10 protein-coding genes are annotated in these 19640 nt (G+C 72.0%); 7 read left to right on the top strand and 3 right to left on the bottom strand.

All coding sequences use genetic code 11. From position 1 onward, the window contains the following. Positions 1-70 precede the first annotated feature (70 nt). Positions 71-823 (bottom strand): HD domain-containing protein, encoded by a 753-nt coding sequence (locus NBX02_RS20815; RefSeq protein ID WP_250282148.1) that lies wholly within the window; start codon positions 821-823, stop codon positions 71-73. 360 nt (positions 824-1183) lie between these two features. After that, positions 1184-2845, bottom strand: coding sequence for a hydantoinase B/oxoprolinase family protein (locus NBX02_RS20810; RefSeq protein ID WP_250282149.1), 1662 nt, complete (start codon positions 2843-2845; stop codon positions 1184-1186). Positions 2846-3510: 665 nt separating this feature from the next. Between NBX02_RS20810 and NBX02_RS20805 the strand changes: the two genes are divergently transcribed. Both NBX02_RS20805 and hisS read left to right on the top strand, forming a co-directional pair. Then, positions 3511-4155, top strand: coding sequence for an adenylate kinase family protein (locus NBX02_RS20805; RefSeq protein ID WP_250282150.1), 645 nt, complete (start codon positions 3511-3513; stop codon positions 4153-4155). Between the two features lie 225 nt (positions 4156-4380). Further along, on the top strand, positions 4381-5700 hold the full coding sequence (gene hisS / locus NBX02_RS20800; protein WP_250282151.1) for a histidine--tRNA ligase: 1320 nt from the start codon (positions 4381-4383) through the stop codon (positions 5698-5700). 42 nt (positions 5701-5742) lie between these two features. On the opposite strand, the gene NBX02_RS20795 is transcribed toward hisS, so the two are convergent. Beyond that, on the bottom strand, positions 5743-8064 hold the full coding sequence (locus NBX02_RS20795) for a hypothetical protein (protein ID WP_250292655.1): 2322 nt from the start codon (positions 8062-8064) through the stop codon (positions 5743-5745). A gap of 423 nt (positions 8065-8487) precedes the next feature. On the opposite strand from NBX02_RS20795, the gene NBX02_RS20790 reads away from it, so the two are divergent. From NBX02_RS20790 to NBX02_RS20770, 5 genes are read left to right on the top strand one after another with little or no spacing between them, the layout of a single operon-like run. After that, positions 8488-10536 carry a Cas10/Cmr2 second palm domain-containing protein gene (locus NBX02_RS20790; RefSeq protein WP_250292652.1) on the top strand — a complete coding sequence of 683 codons (2049 nt, stop codon included), beginning with the start codon at positions 8488-8490 and terminating at the stop codon, positions 10534-10536. Continuing rightward, positions 10533-13487, top strand: a complete 2955-nt coding sequence (locus tag NBX02_RS20785) for an RAMP superfamily CRISPR-associated protein (protein WP_250282161.1) — start codon at positions 10533-10535, stop codon at positions 13485-13487. Before NBX02_RS20790 ends, NBX02_RS20785 begins: the two co-directional genes overlap by 4 nt. After that, positions 13484-15562 (top strand): RAMP superfamily CRISPR-associated protein, encoded by a 2079-nt coding sequence (locus tag NBX02_RS20780; RefSeq protein WP_250292651.1) that lies wholly within the window; start codon positions 13484-13486, stop codon positions 15560-15562. Before NBX02_RS20785 ends, NBX02_RS20780 begins: the two co-directional genes overlap by 4 nt. Continuing rightward, positions 15559-16422, top strand: a complete 864-nt coding sequence (gene csx19 / locus NBX02_RS20775) for a type III-D CRISPR-associated protein Csx19 (protein ID WP_250292648.1) — start codon at positions 15559-15561, stop codon at positions 16420-16422. Before NBX02_RS20780 ends, csx19 begins: the two co-directional genes overlap by 4 nt. Then, positions 16419-19379: a TIGR03986 family type III CRISPR-associated RAMP protein gene (locus NBX02_RS20770; RefSeq protein ID WP_250292645.1), complete on the top strand. Its 2961-nt coding sequence runs from the start codon at positions 16419-16421 to the stop codon at positions 19377-19379. Before csx19 ends, NBX02_RS20770 begins: the two co-directional genes overlap by 4 nt. Positions 19380-19640: the final 261 nt, after the last annotated feature.

Raw genomic sequence — 19640 nt, 5'->3', positions numbered from 1 at the left:
TTCCGTATCGGTGGGTGGAAACGGTCGCTGCCGTGGCGGTTTCCACCCACCGGAGTGCTGTCGCAGGTGTTCAGGGCTGGCCGGCCAGCTCACGGCGCAGGCCTGCCAGCTCGCGGCGCAGGTTGGCGCGGGCCATCGGCTCCCAGTGGCGGGACGCCCACGGCGTGGCGTAGACGCGCTGTTCGAGCAGCGTGCGCAGCACGGCGGCCCGGCCGGAGGCCCAGCGCTCCGGGGAGACCCAGGCATACTCCCGCCGTACCCTGCGGGCGTAGACGTCGTACGCGGGCGCCGGCCGGGCCAGCACCCGCAGATCCGCGTCGTTGACCATGGCTTCGTCCGGGCCCGCGGACAGGTGGGCCGCGGTTGCCCGCACCAGCCGGTCGACGTCGGCGGCCACCGGCCGCGGGCAGCCCAGGGCGGTCAGCGTGGCGGCCGCCAGCTCGCCCGACCGGGCCTCGTTGTCACTCGTCCGCGTGTCGTAGACCGCGTCGTGGAAGAAGAGCGCGAGCCGGCAGGCGGGCAGCGCGGACGCCGGGTCGTCCGCTCCGCCCGGCCGGGCCCGTCCGCCGGCCCGTTCCCACCCGCCGGCCCGGTCACGGTCCTGCTCCCGGCCGCGCTCCCGGTCGGCCGTGACGAGCAGCCGCAGCGCGACCAACGTCTCACTCACGTGACGCAGCGTGTGGTAGAAACGGCCGGGCTCGCAGTAGCGGAGGACAAGATCCTCGAACGCGGACGCCCGTTCGGCGGCATCCGCCCGCGCACCCGCCGACAGCAGGGCGGCGTCGAACGACCGCGCCAGTGACGACAGCACCACCGTGTCCACCGGACCTCCTCCACCGCCATTGGGCGCGGCCCCGTTGCCTCGCAGCCGTGACTCACCAGCCGTGACTCACCGTGCCCATGAACGGACTTCGATTCGACCATGGGTACGTTCCGTGCATTTACACCCCAGAAGTAACCAAGTCAACCAACAAATGATTATAAAAATAACATTGGAACAACATCCTTATATCATCAAACCAAAAACGGATCATAGCGGCGCCGCGCGCACGACAATCACCTCGGCCAGAGATCGACGCCGATCCGACCACGGACGCGGCCGGGATCCGCATGCCGTCCGTATGCCGCGTCCGTACACATCCCGGCAGCGGCCCCGGCAGCGGCCGGCGGAAGCCCTCGGCTCTCAGCCGTCGGACGGGCCCCAGCCGCCGCCACCGGGAGTACGGATCGTGACGACCGACCCGGCCGCCAGCTCCAGGCCCGCCTTGGACGGCAGCCGCACGCCGTCCACCTCGTTGCGCCCCACCGCGCCTGGCCCGCCACCGGCGGCGCCCTGCGGGGCGTGCCGACGGCGGTCGGTGAGCAGCGACAGGGCCGCCTCCTGAAGCACCCGGATCGAGCGCACCAGCCCCGCGCCACCAGGATGCCGACCAGCCCCGGCGGTGGCCATGTCGAGCTCGTAGCGTTCGACCCGCATCGGGTACTCCAGCTCCAGGGCCTCGATCGGGGTGTTCAGGGTGTTGGTCATGCCCACGTGCACACCGGACGGCCCCGGCCCGCGCGCGGACGCGCCCTGGCCGCCGGCGAGCGTCTCGTAGTACGTCCACCCCCGCCCGCCGATGATCAGATTGTTCATCGTGCCCTGCCCCTGCGCGGGCAGGACCGGGCCGTCGCCGGGCTCACGCCGCCCGGCCCCATCGGCCGCGGGCCCACCGGCCGTACGAGCCGTGCCGGCCGTGCTGTCCGTACGAGCCGTGCCGGCCGTGCTGTCCGTACGAGCCTCACGGGCCGTGCCGGCCGCGACGGCCTGGGACAGGGCCGCCAGCACCGTGTCGGCGATCCGCTGGGACGTCTCGACGTTCCCGGCGACCACGGCGGACGGCCGGCGCGCGTCCACCAGGGATCCGGGCCGCGTCAGCACCTCCAGCGGGGCGTAGGTGCCGTCGTTCGCCGGGACGTCCTCGGGCAGCAGCACCCGCAGCGCGAAACAGCAGGCCGACCGGGTGACGGCCCGCGGGCAGTTCACGTTGCCGGGCACCGCCGGCGAGGTGCCCGCGAAGTCGACCGTCAGCGCGTCGCCGTCGATCGTCACCGCCACCCGGATCGGGATGTCGTCATCGGTCACGCCGTCGCCCTCGACCTCGCCGGCGGCGGTGTACCGGCCGTCCGGCAGCGCCGCGATCATCGCCCGGGAGCGCCGCTCGCCGTAGGCCAGCACCTCGGCGAACGCCGTCAGCACGACGTCCAGGCCCCGGCGTTCGATCAGCTCGGCCAGCCTGGTGCCGGCCAGCTGGTTCGCCGCGGCCTGGGCCCGCAGGTCGCCGCGGCGCAGCTCCGGCGTGCGCGAGTTCGCACAGATCAGCTCGAGGATGTCGGCACGCCACTCACCGTCGGCGACCAGCCGCACCGGCGGGATGATGAGCCCCTCGGCGTAGATCTCCCGCGAGTCGGCCGGCATCGACCCGGGGCGCATGCCGCCCATGTCCGAGTGGTGCGCCCGGGTCGCGGCAAAGGCGATGATCTCGCCGTTCGCCGCCAGCGGTGACACGAGCGTGACGTCGGGCAGGTGGTTCCCGCCGGCGAACGGGTCGTTGAGCACCCACACCTCGCCAGGCCTGGCACCGCGGGCGGCCACCGCCCGCACCGACTCGTACATGGCGCCGAGGTGCACGGGGACGTGCGCGGCCTGGGCGATCATCCGGCCGGCCCGGTCGAAGAGGGCGGCCGAGCAGTCGCGACGTTCCTTGATGTTGGACGAGTAGGCGCTGCGGACCAGCAGCGTCCCCATCTCCTCGGCGATCCCGGCGAGCCCGCTCACCAGCACCGACAGCGTCACCGGGTCCACCCGGCCATCTTCGCCCGCTATCCGGGCGCCTGTCACGGATCGGCCGGCCACGGCGGCCGGCCGGCCGGCCGGGACCAGCCCGCGCGACCGGATACGCGGTTCCCGCCACGGCCCGCCCACCGGTGCCGCCGACATCCGCAACATTCGCCAAATATTCGCTAAATACTCGCCAAAACATTGCCCTTCGCCCGTCCTGATGCCACCGGCGGCTTCGAAAAGGTCATTTTGTACTGTTTCACCGGCGAGTACGAAGATTTCCCGTGTGCGTACCTCCCGGGCCGGGCGGGCACTGGTACGGTCGGGCCTCGTCCCGGTCGGCGTGGGGCCGGCGGGCGGCGGCCGGGAACAGAACGGCCGGGCGCGGAACAGCCGGGCACAAACGACAGGGAACAGGAACGGCGCTTTGTCGAGCGGACCAGGACTCCGGACGGCGCGGCTTCCGGCGCGGCCGGCAGGCTCCCGCGCGTGTCCGGCCGGTCGGCGCCCGGGCCGTCCGTCCGATCACCACATCGCCACCGTCCTGGCAGGCCGGCGGGTACGGCGCGGCGCCAGCTCACGGACTGACGGGGCCGCGCGGCGCCGGCCCGCGGCCGGGCCGCGGGGAGAGCATGGCGAGTGGCGGGGAATTCCTGGGAACCGGAGACTTCTGGCAGCCGGAGGTGGGTATGCGCAAGTTCGTCATCATGGGCGTGCAGGGCAGCGGCAAGGGCACGCAGGCGAAAATGCTCGCCGACGACCTCGACCTCGTCCATATCAGCGTGGGTGACATTTTCCGCTGGAATGTACAGAGCCATACCAAACTGGGCGCCCAGGTCAGACGCGTCGTCGCCAGCGGCCATCTGGTCGGCGACGACCTCGTCGAGTCGGTGGTCCGGGACAGGCTCGCCAGCCACGACTGGAACTACGGCTTCGTCATCGACGGCTTCCCCCGCAACGCCCGGCAGGCCGAGTTCTTCCTGGAGAGCTACGACATCGACGGTGTGATCTACCTGGACCTGCCGGACGAGGAGGTCTACCGGCGGGTGCTGGCCAGACGCCTGTGCTCCCGGTGCGGGCTGGACTACAACCTCATCGCCAGCCGTCCCCGGGTGGCGGACACCTGCGACGTCTGCGGCGGCCAGCTGCTGACCCGTTCGGACGACAACCCCGAGGCGCTCGAGGTCCGGCTGCGTGAGTACCACGCCCGGACCAGGCCGGTGATGGAGATCTTCCAGCGCAAGGAGTACGTGGCGATCGTCGATGCCCGGCACCCGGCCGTCGACGTCCAGGCCGAGATCCGTGAGCACTTCGACCTGCCCAAGCTGTCGTAGCCCGGCGGCTACCGGCACGGAGCCGCCGCGGAGCCGTCGCGCGGTCGTCGTCGCGCGGTGCGCCACGACGTCCGTCCCCACGCCGTGGCGCAAGGGATACGGTACGGCCGGCGGGTCATGCTGGATTCAGGCGCGTCCTGACCGACCGGCCGGGACGCACACGCGATGCCTCACCGTATCCGGTGCACGACGTCAGGTAGTCCTCGAGAGGAGAGCGTTTCCGCTATGGGCAACGAGCAGCTCGTCCGGCCCGCGCCGGTCAGCGGATTCCCCGAGTGGCTGCCCGAGGTGCGGCTGGTCGAGCTGCGCTGGCTCGACGAGATCCGCCGGGCCTTCGAGCGCTACGGTTTCTGCTCGGTCGAGACCCCGTCCGTCGAAGCCCTCGACGTGCTGCTCGCGAAGGGGGAGACCTCCCAGGAGGTCTACACCCTGCGCCGGCTGCAGGCCGACGACGGCGACGACGGCGACGCCCGGCTCGGCCTGCACTTCGACCTCACCGTGCCGTTCGCCCGGTACGTCGCGCAGCACTTCAACGAGCTGGTCTTCCCGTTCAAGCGCTACCAGGTGCAGCGGGTCTGGCGCGGCGAGCGCCCGCAGGAAGGCCGCTACCGCGAGTTCACCCAGTGTGACATCGACGTCATCAACGTCGACCGCGTCCCGCTGTACTTCGACGCCGAGCTCCCCCGCATCGTCCACGAGATCCTCACCGGGCTCGGCATCCCCGCCTGGTCGGTCAACATCAACAACCGGAAGGTGCTGCAGGGCTTCTACACCGGGCTCGGCATCGGCGACCCGCTCGGCGTCATCCGGGTCGCGGACAAGCTGGACAAGATAGGCACCGCCGGCGTCGAGAAACTGCTCGCCAGCACCCTCGGGCTCACCCCCGAACAGATCACCGCCTGCCTGGACCTCGCCCACATCCGCGGCGGCGACACCGGCGTGGCCGACGACATCCGCCGCCTCGGCGTCACCTCCGACCTGCTGGACGAGGGCCTGGACGAGCTGTCGTTCGTCCTCGACGAGCTCTCCGACCTGCCCGCCGGCAGCATCGTGGCGGACCTGTCCATCGCCCGCGGCCTGGACTACTACACCGGCACCGTCTACGAGGGGAAGTTCGTCGACTGGCCGGACTACGGCAGCATCTGCTCGGGCGGCCGCTACGCCGACCTCGCCGGGTCGTTCATCCGCCGGCACCTGCCCGGCGTCGGGATCTCCATCGGGCTCACCCGGATCTTCGCCAAGCTCCTGGCGGAAGGACGCCTGGAAACCGCCGCGAGCTGCCCCAGCGACGTCCTGGTGGTGCTCCCCAGCGACGCCCGCCGGGCCGAGGCGAGGGCCACCGCCGCACACCTGCGCGCCCGCGGCTACAACGTCGAGACCTACCACGAGGCCGACAGGCTGGGAAAACAGATCCGTTACGCGTCACGCAAGGGCATCCCGTTCGTCTGGTTCCCACCCTTCGAGGACGGCAAGCCGCACGAGGTCAAGAACATGGCCAGCGGCGAACAGGTCACCGCCGACCCCCAGACCTGGCACCGCCCCTGACCCAGCACTGCCGCCTGACCTCTGACCCGGCGCAGCCCCTGTTCAGGCGGGCGCGGTGAACGCCCGAAGCTCGCCGCGCAGCCGGCTGAGCTCGTCGACGAGCACACCGTCCCAGGTGTCCGGCAGCCCCACGCCGTCGACCTTTACCTGCCTGCTGAGCCCTTCGCGCAGGCCACGCAAGCACTCCCGCAGCTTCTCCGCGGACGGGTGAGTGACAGCCCGGCCCGTCCGCGCGGCCTTTTCCTTCCCGTGCGAGGCCGGGCTGTCATTGCGATATCCAGCGATCCTGCCGGCTTCGGGAATACGGTTCTTGAGAGCGTTCCACCCGTTTTTGCCGTTCTTGCCCAGCGTTCCCTCGCACAGCACGGCCGCCCGCACGGCACAGCCCCAGGGATCGCTCTCCGCCAGCGTCTCCATCAGGCGGAGCCGGGCTCGCAACAGCAGGAAGGGCAGACGCTCCGGGCCCTCCGGCAGCCCGATGGATGCCAGCCACCGCGGGTCGAGCGTTGCGGACGGCCCGATGAAAGCCAGCCTTCGCGCTCTGTCGGCGAAGGGCCGCAGCCGCTGGGCGGAGCCCTGGCCGAGCAGCGCCACCGCGGCGCTGACGTCCAGGCACTCGAGCGCGGAAAGCGCGACCCGGGCCAGCTCGGCGTCACCGGCGACACGGTTGAGCACGGCCTCCCCGTCGATCTCGACGATCGACTCGTCCGAACCCGCACCGGAACGACGGATCTCCGCCAACCGGGTGGGGCAGGCGGCCGACAGGCCCCATTCGATACCCGCGAGCGTCAGCCCGAGCCCCTGTGGCTTCCGTCCGGAGCTCACGACGACCCAGACCTCCTTGACCGTGTCGAGATCGCCTTCCGCCTGGAGCGCGTCCCAGGTGTCCAAGCGGATGTCATCGAGATCGCCGAAATCGATCCCACTTTTCAGGAGGATGCGGCAATCGATGTTCTTCCCACGCGCCTTTGTCTCCCACAGCCGGCCGACGGGCTCGGTCTTTTCGGACACGAGAATCCGGATGACCGGCGTGACGTTCTTACAGGCGGCCTTCTGGATGAGCGCATCCAGGCGGGGTGTCGGCGGGTCGTCACCTTCGACCGAATCCATGCCCATCGCAAGAAGAATAAGGGCACGCCGATCATCGAGATAACGCCACCGCGGGTAACCGAGCTCCACGATCTCCTCGTCATACCTGGGCAGATAGCTCTGGGTCTCGAGAAACCGGTCGATGATCCCCAGATCCCGCGGATTGGTCCGGTTCACGTGCACCAGATCCTTGGCCGCCATTTCGGCGTCCCACACCCGCGGCTCGAGCAGCAGGTCGAGCGCGGATGTCGGCACTTCCCGCTTGGCGCGGGCGGCGCGCAGCTTCCTGATCTCATCTTTGGACAGCTTGCTCCGCGGTTCCTTCTTCTGCGCGGCGCGGATCTCCCGGTCGGGAAAGCGACGCCTGATCAGATCATCAAGATCGGCGTCGACGCCGGCCGCGCTGTCCCGGGCCGCGAGGTTACGGACGCGGGCTTCCAGCCACGCGCGGAAGAGCATGCCGTCGACCACCTCCCGCCGGTCGATCCGTTCCAGCAGGACCCGGGCCAGTTCCTCCTCGCCGGTATCGTCCCAGCCGGCGCCACCAACGCCCTCGGCCACCAGAATCTGACGGTTGAGGCGGCGCTTCCACAGCTCTTCATTGTCCTGATCATGACTGGCCATGGACGCATAGAACCGGTGCCGGACGAGCCAGCGGTCGTCGTTCTCGTTCGCGCTCGGTATTTTCTCGCTCGGCAGGATGCGGTGGCCACCACGCTCGGCCAGGAGCACCAGATGCGGCTCCACCTCGCTTTCGAGCGCCCCGATCACCAATCCCATCGCCGCGTTGGTGGCGCCGCCGCCGAAAGTGATGTCGACGTGCGGCGGCACACCGGCGTCATGAAGCTCTCGCAGCCGCCGGCGTATCACCGGCCGAGTCCCCGCGAGATATGGTCCGTGGGCTTCGAGAATTTCGACGGCCCCCGGTGGAAAACTGACGCCGTACAGGCTGTCGGATTCCAGCAGCTTCTTGATTGCTTCGCCGAGCGACAGTGTCTGGCCCGAATCAGCGGGCTGGCCGGCACGGGGCCTGGTAACAACGAGAACGACCCGGTCGTACTGTGGGGCGCCGGCCGCGAACACCGCGATCAGCGGTGTTTTTCGCGCCGGGTCGACGCTCGTCGTCAACAGGCGTCCGGCTTCGTCCGGGCCGGCCGCGACGAGCTCGGCGAGCCGTTCCCGGAACTGCTCTCCGGATGACGCGCCGAGGTCGGCGGCCCCGACGAGATGGACGAGGATACGGCAGGCGCTCATGGTCTGGCGGTCGGTGGCCATCGCGTCTCGCCCTTCACGGTTGTGGGTCGATCTGTCACCTTCCCCTGACGGACGAGGCGGCCTGTCGTCCTGTCCGTCCCCGCTGTCCGTAGCCGCCCCGTCGTCCGCGTCGCCTGTCGTCTACGTCGTCCGTCAGGTATGGACGGGGACCGCCGGTCCCGGTCCTGGCGCTTTCCGGGGGCGGGGCCGGCGGTTACGGGACCCGAGCGCCGTTTACCTGGAGCAAGCACGGTTACTTTGGAACGGCCAGACGCGGGCCTGCCGGTCTCGTCCGTCAGAGGTAGGTGGAGGCCGTCCCCGGAGGGGTTGAAACCCAGCCGCGGGCTTCGTCCGTCAGGGGTGAGTGGACGGGCAGCCGTCGTCCCGGCGCCGGGACGACACACCGGGCACGGCAACACGCGGAGCGCACGGAAGGACCAGCAGATGGGCGTCACCTGTCACGTCGTCCTCATCGAGACGTCGGGGAACCAGAGCTTCATCTTCGAGACCACGAAGCGGCGGGAGAACGTCGGCGCCTCCGAGCTCATCTACCGGCTCGAGCGCTGGACGCTTGACGCGCTGCGGGCCGAGTTCCCCGGCTTCGGGCGGGACTGGCAGATCTCCGCCGGCCGGGACGCACAGCTTCTGGTGGCCGCGGCCGGCAGCGCCAAGGTGGTCGTCCGCGACCCGGACAGGGGAAGAGCCCTGGTCAGCAGGGTGACGACACGGGCGCTGCGGGAGGCTCCCGGTCTGGACGTGTGTGGCGTGGTCGGCGAAGGGTTCGACTGGGACGGCGTCCACCGGGAGCCGGGCCAGCGGCCGGTCAGCCTGCTCGCCGGGCGCTGCCGCGAGGTCCACGAGGCACTGCCGCAGGTCCGGGCTGACCGGCCCGGCCCGGCAGGCCGCTTCCCCCGCATCCCGATCGTGGACGAGTGCGCGGCCAGCGGCCTGCCCGCCCACGACGTGATCAGGGAGGGTGAGGGCCCGCGGTCACGGCAGCCCCGGGCCCGCCCGTCCATAGCCAAGCGGGAAGCCAGGGACGCCGGATTCCGCCGGCTGGCGGGCGACGCCGGCATCCCGTCGAAGAAACTAGAGAAGATCGCCGATCATCTGGAGGGCGTGCCCGACTGGGTCGCCGTCATCCACGCGGACGGCAACAGCCTCGGCCAGCTGTTCACCGGCCTGGGCACCACGGGCGACGGCGACACGCCGACCAGCGACCGTTACGCCGACGCTCTCGGGCCGTTCTCGAAAGCCGTCGACGCGTGCACCCGCGAGGCGTTCCGCGAGGCGCTGGAACACTGCCGGCAGGTGCTCCCCCACGGCCATGCCGTCGACGGTGAGGTACCGGTGCTGCCGCTGGTGCTCGGCGGTGACGACCTCACGGTGGTCTGCACCGGTTCCGTCTCGCTGGCCTTCACCGAGGCGTATCTCGTCGCTTTCGAGAAAGCCACCCGCGAGAACCCGGTCATCCAGCCGCAGGCTCCGGACGGGCTCACCGCCTGCGCCGGGGTGGCCGTCGTCAAACCGCACTTCCCGTTCTCCGCCGCCTACGACCTCGCCGAGGAACTGACGAAGGAGGCGAAGAAGACGGTCAAGCTGTACTCGGTGGGCCAGGAGCCGCCCGCGGACAGCCCCGACAGCCCCGACAGCTCCGACAGCCCCGCGGAACCGGGCGCGTCACCGTCGGCGCCCGGGGAACCGCGGCAGCCCCGGATTCGGCCCCGGTTCCAGCCACGGGCGTCCGCGTTCTCCTTCCACGTCCTGTACGACAGCGGTGGCAGCGATCCGGCCCACCTGCGCGACCGGATGCAGGTCGCGCCTGGCGCGGCCGACATCGCGGCCGAACCCGACCCGTGCAGGCGGCGGAAACTGCGGGCCCTGCTGTACGCGCAGCCCTACGTGGTCACCCGCGACATGCGTGAGCCGTGGACGGTGGGGCGCCACTGGGACGACCTCGCCCGGCGCGTGGCCGCGCTCACCGCCGCCTTCGGCCCGGCCGAGGGAACCGACGGACTCGACGGCACGGCCGAAGTGGGTGACCGCAAGCTGCCGACCAGCCAGATGCACGACCTGCGGGAGGCGCTGTTCCTCGGGCAGGACGCCGCTGACGGCCGGTTCCGCCAGCTGCTGGCGCGCTACCGCGACCGGGGGCTCGATCTCTTCGCCGGCCCCGGCTCCCCCAACGGCCCCGGCTCCCCCAACGGCCCCGGCTCCCGCGACAGCTCCGGCTCCCGCGACGGCTCCGCCGCCGGCACGGCCACTGCTGGCGGCGACGAATCGCTGTTCTGGCGGATCAGCGATCAGGGACTGCTCGACGGGCAGCCGCACCAGGTCACCGGACCGCCGGTCACCGGGCTGCTCGACGCGATGAACGCGGTCCAGCTCATGGGCGACCTCCCGGCCCGGCACAACCACACCCAGCGAGACGACCGCCACCGCCTCCCGGCGGGAGCGGACGGCAAGCCGACGACGACGGGGACATCGGCATGACAGGCCCGTACGACACAACCACACACCCGGCGGGCACACACCCGGCGGGCGGCCTCACTCTCGAGCTGACCCTGCACATGGACAGCGACTGGCACTGCGGCACCGGCCTGGGCATCCCCGGCGGGGTCAACAAACTGGTCAACACCGACCACGACGGCCTGCCGTTCGTGCCCGGCAAGACCCTGACCGGCGTCTGGCGGGACGCCTGCGAGCTCGCCGCCGCCGCGCTCGACAGCTCCCCGGCCCCGCTCCCCGCCCCCGCCGCGCCGACCGGCGCGACCGGTGGCTGGCACGCCTGGGTCGAGTTCCTGTTCGGCAGCCAGCCGGCCCTGTCCGTGGGCGGCCCGCCCAGCGAGGAACAGCCGCGCCCGGCGGCCCTGTCGGTGCGGCCGGCACGGTATCCGGCGGCGCTCGCGGCGGCCCTGCGCCCGGACAGCCGGCGTGCACTGCGTGACGCGGCCACGTTCGTCCGCCCCGGGGTGAAGATCGACCCGGACACCGGGCGGGCGGCGGAGAAGTTCCTCCGGTTCGAGCAGATGGCGCGCTGCGGCGTCCAGCTGACCGCGCGGGCGACGCTCGCGGGCTGGTCGGGCTCCCCCCGTCCGGACGAGGCGGGGCATGGGACGGGCCGGGAGGCGGGCCTGGACGACGAGGGCCGGTGGGCGGCCGCCGCGGTGCTGCTGCTCGGGGCGCGGCTGGTGGAGTCCGTCGGCGGCAAGCGCCGGCGGGGCGCGGGCCGCTGCCGCCTCGATGTCACCCAGGCCGAACCCGTCGCGGCCCCAGCCGGATCCGTCGCGGCCCAGGGGCCGGCGCCGCTGCCAGCGCTGCCGGCGCCGCTGCCGACGCTGGAAGACGTCGCAGCCTGGCTGCGGGCGCGCGACGGTGTCGCCCCGCCCGTCCCCGCCGTGCCCGAGGAGCCGGCGGCCCCGCGCGACCCAGCGCGTCCGGACCGGGCCGACTGGGAGATCATCGCTCTGCGGATACATCTGGACACACCGCTGATCGTGCAGGAACGCACCATCGGCAACGCCGTGCGGTCGCTGGACTTCGTGCCCGGATCGGTGCTGCTGCCCGGCGTCCTCCGGCGGCTGGCCACGGCCGGCGGGGCGGCCGGCGGGGCGGCCGGCGGATGGGATCCCGACGCGCTCGCCCGCGCCGGTGACCTCGTCGTGACCAACGCGACCGTCGACGTGGCCGGCGAGCGGGGCCGCCCGCTGCCCCGGACCTGGTTCCACGCGAAGGACGACAAGACCACTGCGGTCAACCGGCTGGTCGAGACGACATCGGAAGCGGGCGCCGCACCCAGGGCGTACAAGGGCACCTATGTCGGTGCGTCACCCGTCGACCGTGTCAGCACGGCGCCTGTCGGCACGGCGCCTGTCGGCACGGCACCGCCGGAGCCGGGGGCGGCGCCCGTGCCGGGACCCGCGTCAGCGCCCGCGTCGGACGACCCGAACCCGCCAACGATCACTATCCGTGAACGGAATCTGACGATCCATACCCACAACGTCATCGACGACCGGCGGCAGCGGCCCACGGCGGACGTGGTCGGCCTGTACACCTACGAAGCGCTCGCCGCCGGGTCGGTGCTGCGGGCGGAGGTCCGGGTGCGTGCCGGCCTGCTGCCCGTGGGAGCGCACGCCGCGCTCGCCGGCGCGTGGGCGCTCGGACGCTCCGCCAAGGACGACTACGGGCAGGTCACCGTGGCGGTCGAGGGCCCGCCGACGCCGTGGACGTCACCCCCGATATCCACGACGTCCTCAGCGGTTACGGCGTCTCCGGCAACCGCGACGCCACCGGCATCTCCAGCACCGGGCGTGCGGGCCACCGGAGCGGACGCCATCCAGGATGGGACGATCATCGTCTGGCTGCTGTCGGACGTCCTGATCCGGGACCGGCGGCTGCGCCCGTCGACCGACCCTCGCGAGTTCGCCGACCAGCTCGGCGCCAGGCTGGGGGTGCGCCTGGAGCTCCAGGAGGCCGCCTCCTCCGAGCGGCTGATCAACCGGGCGACGGCGGTCCGGCGGGCCGAGTCGTGGCAGCGGAGCTGGGGCCTGCCCCGCCCGACCCTGCTGGGGCTCACCGCCGGCAGCGTCCTGACCTTCGGCGTGCGCGGGCGGCTCTCCCGCGAGCGGCTCGACCAGGTGCTGGCCGCCGGCATCGGCGAACGCACCGCCGAGGGCTTCGGCCAGCTCGCCGTCGACGACCCGCTGCTGCGGGCACGCCCAGGCCGGCTGCGAACGTACCCGCCACCACACAACGAACCGCCGGACAGCGAACCGCGGAACAACGAACCGCCGCGGACGCCGGTCGTCACCGTGCGGGATCCGGTCGCGCGCGAGACCGCGCGGGTCATCGAGCGGGAGGCGTGGCGGGCGCACATCCGACGTGCCTCGGCCACCATCGCCGCGGACGCTGATGGACGCCGGAACGCCCTGGGGCTCACCTCCGCCGGGAGGGACACCGAGCGGGTGAACCCGACCCAGCTCGGCGGGCTGCGCGCCGTCCTGAGCCGGCTGGAGGAGGACAAGGAGATCGGCTACTGGCTGAAACGCCTGGCCGAACGCTGGTCAGGCCAGGCATACCAGCAGGCGTATCAGCGGATCGACCCGCTACTACGGAAGCGTTCCATGGTCTGGGCGCTGTTCGGCCTCGGGCCGTACGACGACTCCGGCCCCTCCAGCTCCTCCGGCTCCACGGCGCCGCCCTGGCTGGCGGAGATCTGGGCGCTGCTCGGTATCAGCATCAGCCCGGACGGCCCGAACCGCCCAGCCCGCGATCTGACCATCACCGAGGACGGGGCGCGGGAGCTGCGCGAGGACACCAAGCTGTGGGCGGAGGCGGTCCGCACGCTCGTCACGAGCTGTCTGAGCGCCCACCACCGGGCGGTGGCCGGCGCGGACCCGTCAACCACCTCGGACGGCCAGCTCCACGACGGGGTGACGGCATGACCGCGTCGAACAGCGCGGCCGGACCGGTTCCGGCCGCACCCGCCGGCCCACCGCCGGTCCCACCCGCGGCCCCGGCCGGCAGGCGGGCCGGGCGAGCCGGACGGGCGATGGTCCGCCGGCTGCGGGTCCACGGCTGGCTGCGGCTGGAGACGCCGCTGCACGTCGGAGGCGTCGGCGACGACCCGTCCGTCGACCTGGCGCTGGCCGTGGACGGGCTGTCACGGCTGTACGTACCGGGCACCAGCCTCGCGGGCGCGCTGCGCGCCTTCGCCGGCCGCTCGATCGCCGACCGGCTGGTCCTCGACGACATCTGGGGCAACGTCCCGCAGAACACCACCCGGGCGAACGGTTCCCGGCAGAGCTCCGGCAACGGCTCCAGCGGTTCCGACGACGGCTCGACGAGCCGGATCGTGGTGCACGACGGCCTGGTCACCACCGGCACCGATCTCGGCTCCCCGTTCCCACCGTCCCGGGTCGAGGCCCGCACGGGCATCGGCATCGACCGGGTGCTGGGGACCGTCGCCGAGGGCTTCCTCTACGGCCGGGCCGTGCTCCCCCGCGGTGCCTACCTGCGGCTGGGCATCGACCTGGAGTCGCCCTACCGGGAGCGGGACGCCGACCCGGCCACGGCGATGCTCGGCACCCTGCTGCTCGCGCTCGCCGGGGGCCGGGTCCGGCTCGGCGCGGCCCGCACCCGCGGTCTCGGCTCCGTCGTCCTGGCCGGCGAACCGGAGATCGTGGAGCAACGCTTCGACAGCATGGACGGCCTGCTCGGCGCCCTCGGCCTGCTGCCGGCGACACCGACAGCGTCGGGGTCGGGGCCGCCGGCAGTGACGTCGGCGGCAGCGGCGGCTCCAGCCGGAGCGCCCGCCGCGCTGACGCCGACGGATCTCGGCGGCAGGGACCCGGACGCCGATCTACTCAGGGTGACCATCGTCTGGCGTCCGACGTCCCCGGTGATGGTGCGCTCCGCGGTGGACGGGCTCTCGATCGACGCGCTTCCCCTGGTCAGCGGAATCGGCTGCGACGAGGTAGCGCTCGTCCTGCCCGGCAGCTCGATCAAGGGCGCGCTACGGTCGCATGCGGAGCGCATCGAACGGACCGCCCGTGCCCGCGACGCCGCCCATCCTCTCGACGTACCGGCCGGGCCGCAGCGGTCGGCCCGGTTCCGGGAACAGCTCGACGACCTCGCGGCGGTGAACGCCCTGTTCGGCTCCGCCGGCACGGCCGTCGGCGGCGACGGATACGGCGACGGCAGCGAGGACAGCAGCGGGGACGCTGGTGGTGACGGCCGCGGCACGCGGGCGACGCGCGGTGTCGGGGCGCTCGGCGCGGACGACTGCTACTCGGAGCAGGCCATCCCCGCCGATCTCTGGCGCGCGCTGAACGGCGCGCACGTCACCGGGCTGAGCAAGCCGTCCGACAGCGGCCCGACCCGGTCGTGGGACAAGGCCCGGGCCCAGGTGCCGCCGAAGGTCCGGGAGCGCCTGCGGGAGCTCGGCATGGACCAGGCCGACCATGTCGCCATCGACCGCTGGACGGGCGGCGCCGCGGACAAGCGCCTGTATAGCACCCTCGAACCACACCATGTCACCTGGCAGGACCTGCTCCTGACCGTCGACCTGCGACGGCTGAACCGCTTCGATACCGCACCGGCGGGCTCCGGCGACCCGGCGGGCTCCGGCAACCAGGCGGGCACGGCCGGCGAAAGCGCCGGAAGCGGTACGAAACGCGGGAACGACGCAGGCAGCGGCGGCCAAGGAAACGGCGGCGGCCTGGCACGGCCGGCGCTCGCGCTGCTGCTGCTCGTCCTGCGGGACCTGCGAGCCGGCCGGCTCCGGCTCGGCCACGGCGTGAACCGCGGCCACGGCGACATCATCGTGGAATCGGTCAGAATCAGCGGTTTCCCCGGGCTCTCCGACGCGGAACGTGATTTCGACGACCTGCTCCGGGAGCCGGCGGTCGCCGCCTACACCCGGAGCTGGCAGGACTACCTCGATCGGGACCACCTCGATCGGGACCGTCTCGATCAGGAGCGCCCCGACAAGGACCGCGCGGACGGGAGGCCGCTGTGACAACCCACACCGCCGCCATCATCACCCTGCACACCGGCAGGTCGACGAAGATCTCGCTGCCGGACGCGATCCGCCAGGCCAACATCGGCGACGCCGTGGCACTGCTGGCGAGCGCGCGGAAGTACACGGTGGCCAGGCTGTCCGGCGGCCGGCTGACCATGCCCGGCAGCCGCTCGTTCGCGGACGGGGCCGGCGTCGCCGGCACGTCCACCGAACGGGAACTGCCGCTGCCGACGTCAGGCCCCGCCGCCGTCTTCGAAGCGCGGATCTTCAACCGGGACGCGGAGCTGCGCTGGCTGCACGAGCGTGACGGGCTCGGCACGGCCGTGCTCCTGTCGGAGTCACCGGCGCTCTGCCAGCCCCCCGGCTGGCTGTTCGGCGAGCCCGGCGAGCCCGATGAACCCGATGAGCCCGATGAGCCCGGCGAACCCGACAGGCCCGTCGCCCCGCTGACAGCCATCGACAGGATCAACAACAAGTACCTGCTGTGGGGCCGACCGCTGCGTCCGAACGGCTCACAGAACCCGAACACATCACAGGCCTCGGACGTTCCGCGGAACGCGGACGCCACGGGCGGGCCGCTGTGGGTACGCCTGGCCGAGGCCCGGATCGGCCTCCTCGACGTGCCGGTGCCGCGCGCTCCCCGCGAGGACGAATGCGTCTTCCTGGAAACCATCGAATACGTGACGACCGACGAACACGCGGCAACCGACGGAAACGCGACGGCCAGGCCCAGGCACGGCAACGCCTATGTCGCCGAGGAACGGCTCGTCGGTCTGGCCTCCGCCCTGCCGTCCGAGCGGTCCGAAGCCGACGACGACCCACAGCGACCCGACCCTCTCCCGGAGGTGACCCGATGAGCAGCAGCTCCGGCGTCATGACCTGGAAGACCAGCCCGGACGGCACCCGCCGGCTCGTCATCATCGAGGACAGCGGGAGCGAGCGGCGTTTCAACCGCCGCTTCCTCGACCCAGCGCTAACCACGCTGAGTGACGACGATCTGGCCGGCCGGCCCGTCGAATACGACTGGTCAGGTGGCCAGGCCAAGCGCGTCCGGGACAAGGGCGCCTCCGTGACAGCCCCGCCCAACACGGCCGGCGGCGAACCCGCCCCGACCGGAGCCGAAACCGCCCAGGGCGGATCAGCGCAGGGCGGATCGCCACCGGGCGGATCGCCGCGGGACAGGTCGGGGCCGGCCCCCGCGCCCGGCCCGTCCACACGCCCGCGGCCGGCGGCCCAGCGGGTCACCCGTCAGCCCCCACGTCACATGGCGCCGACACGCCCGTCCCGGCGCACGGCCGGGGACTGGCAGACGGGCGCCGCCGGCATCCCGGGCGAGACGCGGCAGCGCCCGCCCGAGCCGCTGAACGCGTTCGTCAACCCGTACGGGTTCGTCCCGGCGCCGCACCGCGACGAACGGCACCAGACCCTCGGCGACGTCGGCGTCCCCACCACCGACCGTGACCGCCTGCCCGGTCACGACCGGCTCCACGAGGACCGCTGGTCGGGCACGATCGGCGTCACCCTCACCGTCGGCACGCCGCTGCTACTGCTGGACACGCCCTTCCTCAAACGTTCCCAGGACACCGGGCACGCCACCTACCCGGTACTGGAACGGAAAGTGCCCGCATCCGACGGCCGTGAGGAGACCCGGCCGCACCTGCCTGCGACCGCGGTGAAGGGCATGCTGCGCAGCGCCTACGAGGCGGTGACGAACTCCCGGTTCGGCGTGTTCACCGGCCACGACAGCCGTCTCGGCTACCGGATGGCGGCTACGGAGGGGCTCAGATCCATCCCAGCACGGGTGATCGGCAGCGGTGACACCGCAAAGATCGAACTGCTGCCCGGAACTACACCCCTAGGCAGCCTGGGCCCTGGAAGAAGAAGCCGCCAGGGCCCACCCATGCACGCGGCCTGGCTGCCGAGCTACTGGCCGCAGGACAGCTCACGTAACGTTCGCGGCCACAATCACGCCTCCCGGGCCGACATCAACATCATGATGCCGGACGGTTCACGGCCCAGACACGGCCAGCCGGTCCGGGCGCGCATCCAGCTCGTTCAGCACTATGACAAGAAAAAGGGCGAGCCCGACTTCCAGCTCTGGTGGGTATGCGCGCTCGCCGAGCCCGGCCAGCAGCCGGGGCACGCGCCGCTGCCGACATCGACGTCCCGATACAGGCCGATCGGCCCGGACAAGGTCGTCGATGGCTGGGTGTGCGTGACCAACCGCAACATCGACCGCAAGCACGACGAACGGGTCTTCTTCTTCGATCCCCGCAACGACCTGCGGGAAACCTACGAGCTCGACAAGCGGCTGCGGGACATCTGGCGCGACATCATCTACAGCTATACGGCGGCGCATCGTCCCGGCGAACTGAAGGAGCCCGACCCCAAAAACCCGGGAGCACTCGTATCGAGCCGTCACCTGGTCCCCCCAAAGGGCATGGAACCAGAGAAAATTACCGACGGTGACCTGCTCTACGTCCGGCTGGACGCCCGCGGTGAGATCGACAGCCTGTATCCGGTGACGATCGCGCGCGAGCTGTTCAGCGTCCCACCGAGCGAGCTGCTGCCCCCGTCGCTGCGGCCCGCGGACTCGATCAGTGAGCTGTCCCCCGCGGACCGGGTGTTCGGCTGGGTCCGCACCGAGGACCGTCCCGGAGCCGGGCCCGACGGCCGGCGCGACCCGGCTGGCGCCTGGCTCGGCGCCGTGCGCATCGGCCCGGTGCGCTGCGACCAGGCGTCGGACGCGCCCGCCGAGAGAAAAAGCCTCCCGCCGCCGGCCGGCGGGCCCGCCGTGGAGCGTTTCCGGGATCCGGGCCTGCCGCTGGCGATTCTCGGCCAGCCCAAACCCGGCCAGGGCCGTTTCTATCTCGGCACCGAACGCAACGGCCATCCCGCGCCGCTGCCGGCCGGGCTGCCCAAGGGGAGCTGGTTCGTCTCCGAGGGCCGAATGCTGCGCGGACGCAAGGTCTACCCGCATCACGCCGGCCTGCCCGACCGCTACTGGCAGGACCCGGCCGCCGACCGCACCCAGAGCCTGGACGGCGGGCGCTACCAGGAATACCGTCGACCGCGAAAGTCCGCGGTACCGGAGAACAATTCACGCGCGAACCCGCTGAACCGCGACGGAACCGCGTTCGCCACCCTCACCGGCGGCGGGGAGAAGGACGAGAACCGCGACGACCAGAACCGGTCGATCGAGGGCTGGGTCCGGCCCGGCACGACGTTCACCTTCAGCGTCGACGTCCGTAACCTCACCGGGGCCGAGCTGGGCGCGCTGCTGTGGCTGCTCGACCTGGGCGCCGGCGAGCCGAGCCGTTTCCACCGGCTGGGCCTGGGCAAACCGCTGGGTTTCGGCAGCGTCCAGCTCACCGTCGACCCGGCCCGCACAGACCTGCGCACCGGCGAGTCGTGGGCCGAGTACTACCGCTCGATCATCCCGGACGAGCCCGTTTCCGACGGTTTCCCGGCCGCGGCCCGAGAAACCGTCGGCGAGTTCCGGCGGGCGGTGGCCGGCGGCGATGACGAGCGGTTCGAGCAGGTCCCGCACATCCGGGCTTTCCTCGCCGCCGCCACCGGAAATCCGCTCACGCCCGTGCACTACCCAAGGGTCCGCCCGAACGGCCTGCGCACCGACGTCCCGGTACCCCCCGACCCCCGCGGCCGCTCGTTCGAATGGTTCGTCCAGAACGAACGCCAGGGCCGCGATGTCCAGGGCGCCCGCGGCGTCAGTCTCCCCGACCTCGGCGCCGCATCCTCTCCCCAGCCTCTCTCCATCTATCCCGGCAAGGATCAGCCCAGCAAGGACCGCTGACGACGGGGACGACAACCACGGCCGCGATCCTTCCCGGCCGCCAGCCGTACCGTGCGCTCCGCACAGTACGGCCCCACCCCACCCGAAGTATCGGCCGATCACGAGATTGAGGGAACAAGTGGCTGTGATAGCAGCCGTTTGCACCCTCAATCCCATGAGCGGAGCGGGATACGACCGGTGGCGCTCCGGCCGCCCGGCGCCGGGGTGTGCGGTCGGGCCCGGCGTGGTCTGCCGGTGACGGGCGGGCGGCGGCAAGGGCGG

Source organism: Protofrankia sp. CiP1_Cm_nod1, from assembly GCF_920888515.1.
Taxonomy (GTDB): Bacteria; Actinomycetota; Actinomycetes; order Frankiales; family Frankiaceae; genus Protofrankia.
This window is presented reverse-complemented; position numbering and strand designations above follow the sequence as displayed.

Coding starts and splice junctions, on each gene's coding strand:
- NBX02_RS20805 (WP_250282150.1), top strand. CDS start 3,511: ATGCGCAAGTTCGTCATCATGGGCGTGCAGGGCAGCGGCAAGGGCACG.
- hisS (WP_250282151.1), top strand. CDS start 4,381: ATGGGCAACGAGCAGCTCGTCCGGCCCGCGCCGGTCAGCGGATTCCCC.
- NBX02_RS20795 (WP_250292655.1), bottom strand. CDS start 8,064: ATGGCCACCGACCGCCAGACCATGAGCGCCTGCCGTATCCTCGTCCAT.
- NBX02_RS20790 (WP_250292652.1), top strand. CDS start 8,488: ATGGGCGTCACCTGTCACGTCGTCCTCATCGAGACGTCGGGGAACCAG.
- NBX02_RS20785 (WP_250282161.1), top strand. CDS start 10,533: ATGACAGGCCCGTACGACACAACCACACACCCGGCGGGCACACACCCG.
- NBX02_RS20780 (WP_250292651.1), top strand. CDS start 13,484: ATGACCGCGTCGAACAGCGCGGCCGGACCGGTTCCGGCCGCACCCGCC.
- NBX02_RS20770 (WP_250292645.1), top strand. CDS start 16,419: ATGAGCAGCAGCTCCGGCGTCATGACCTGGAAGACCAGCCCGGACGGC.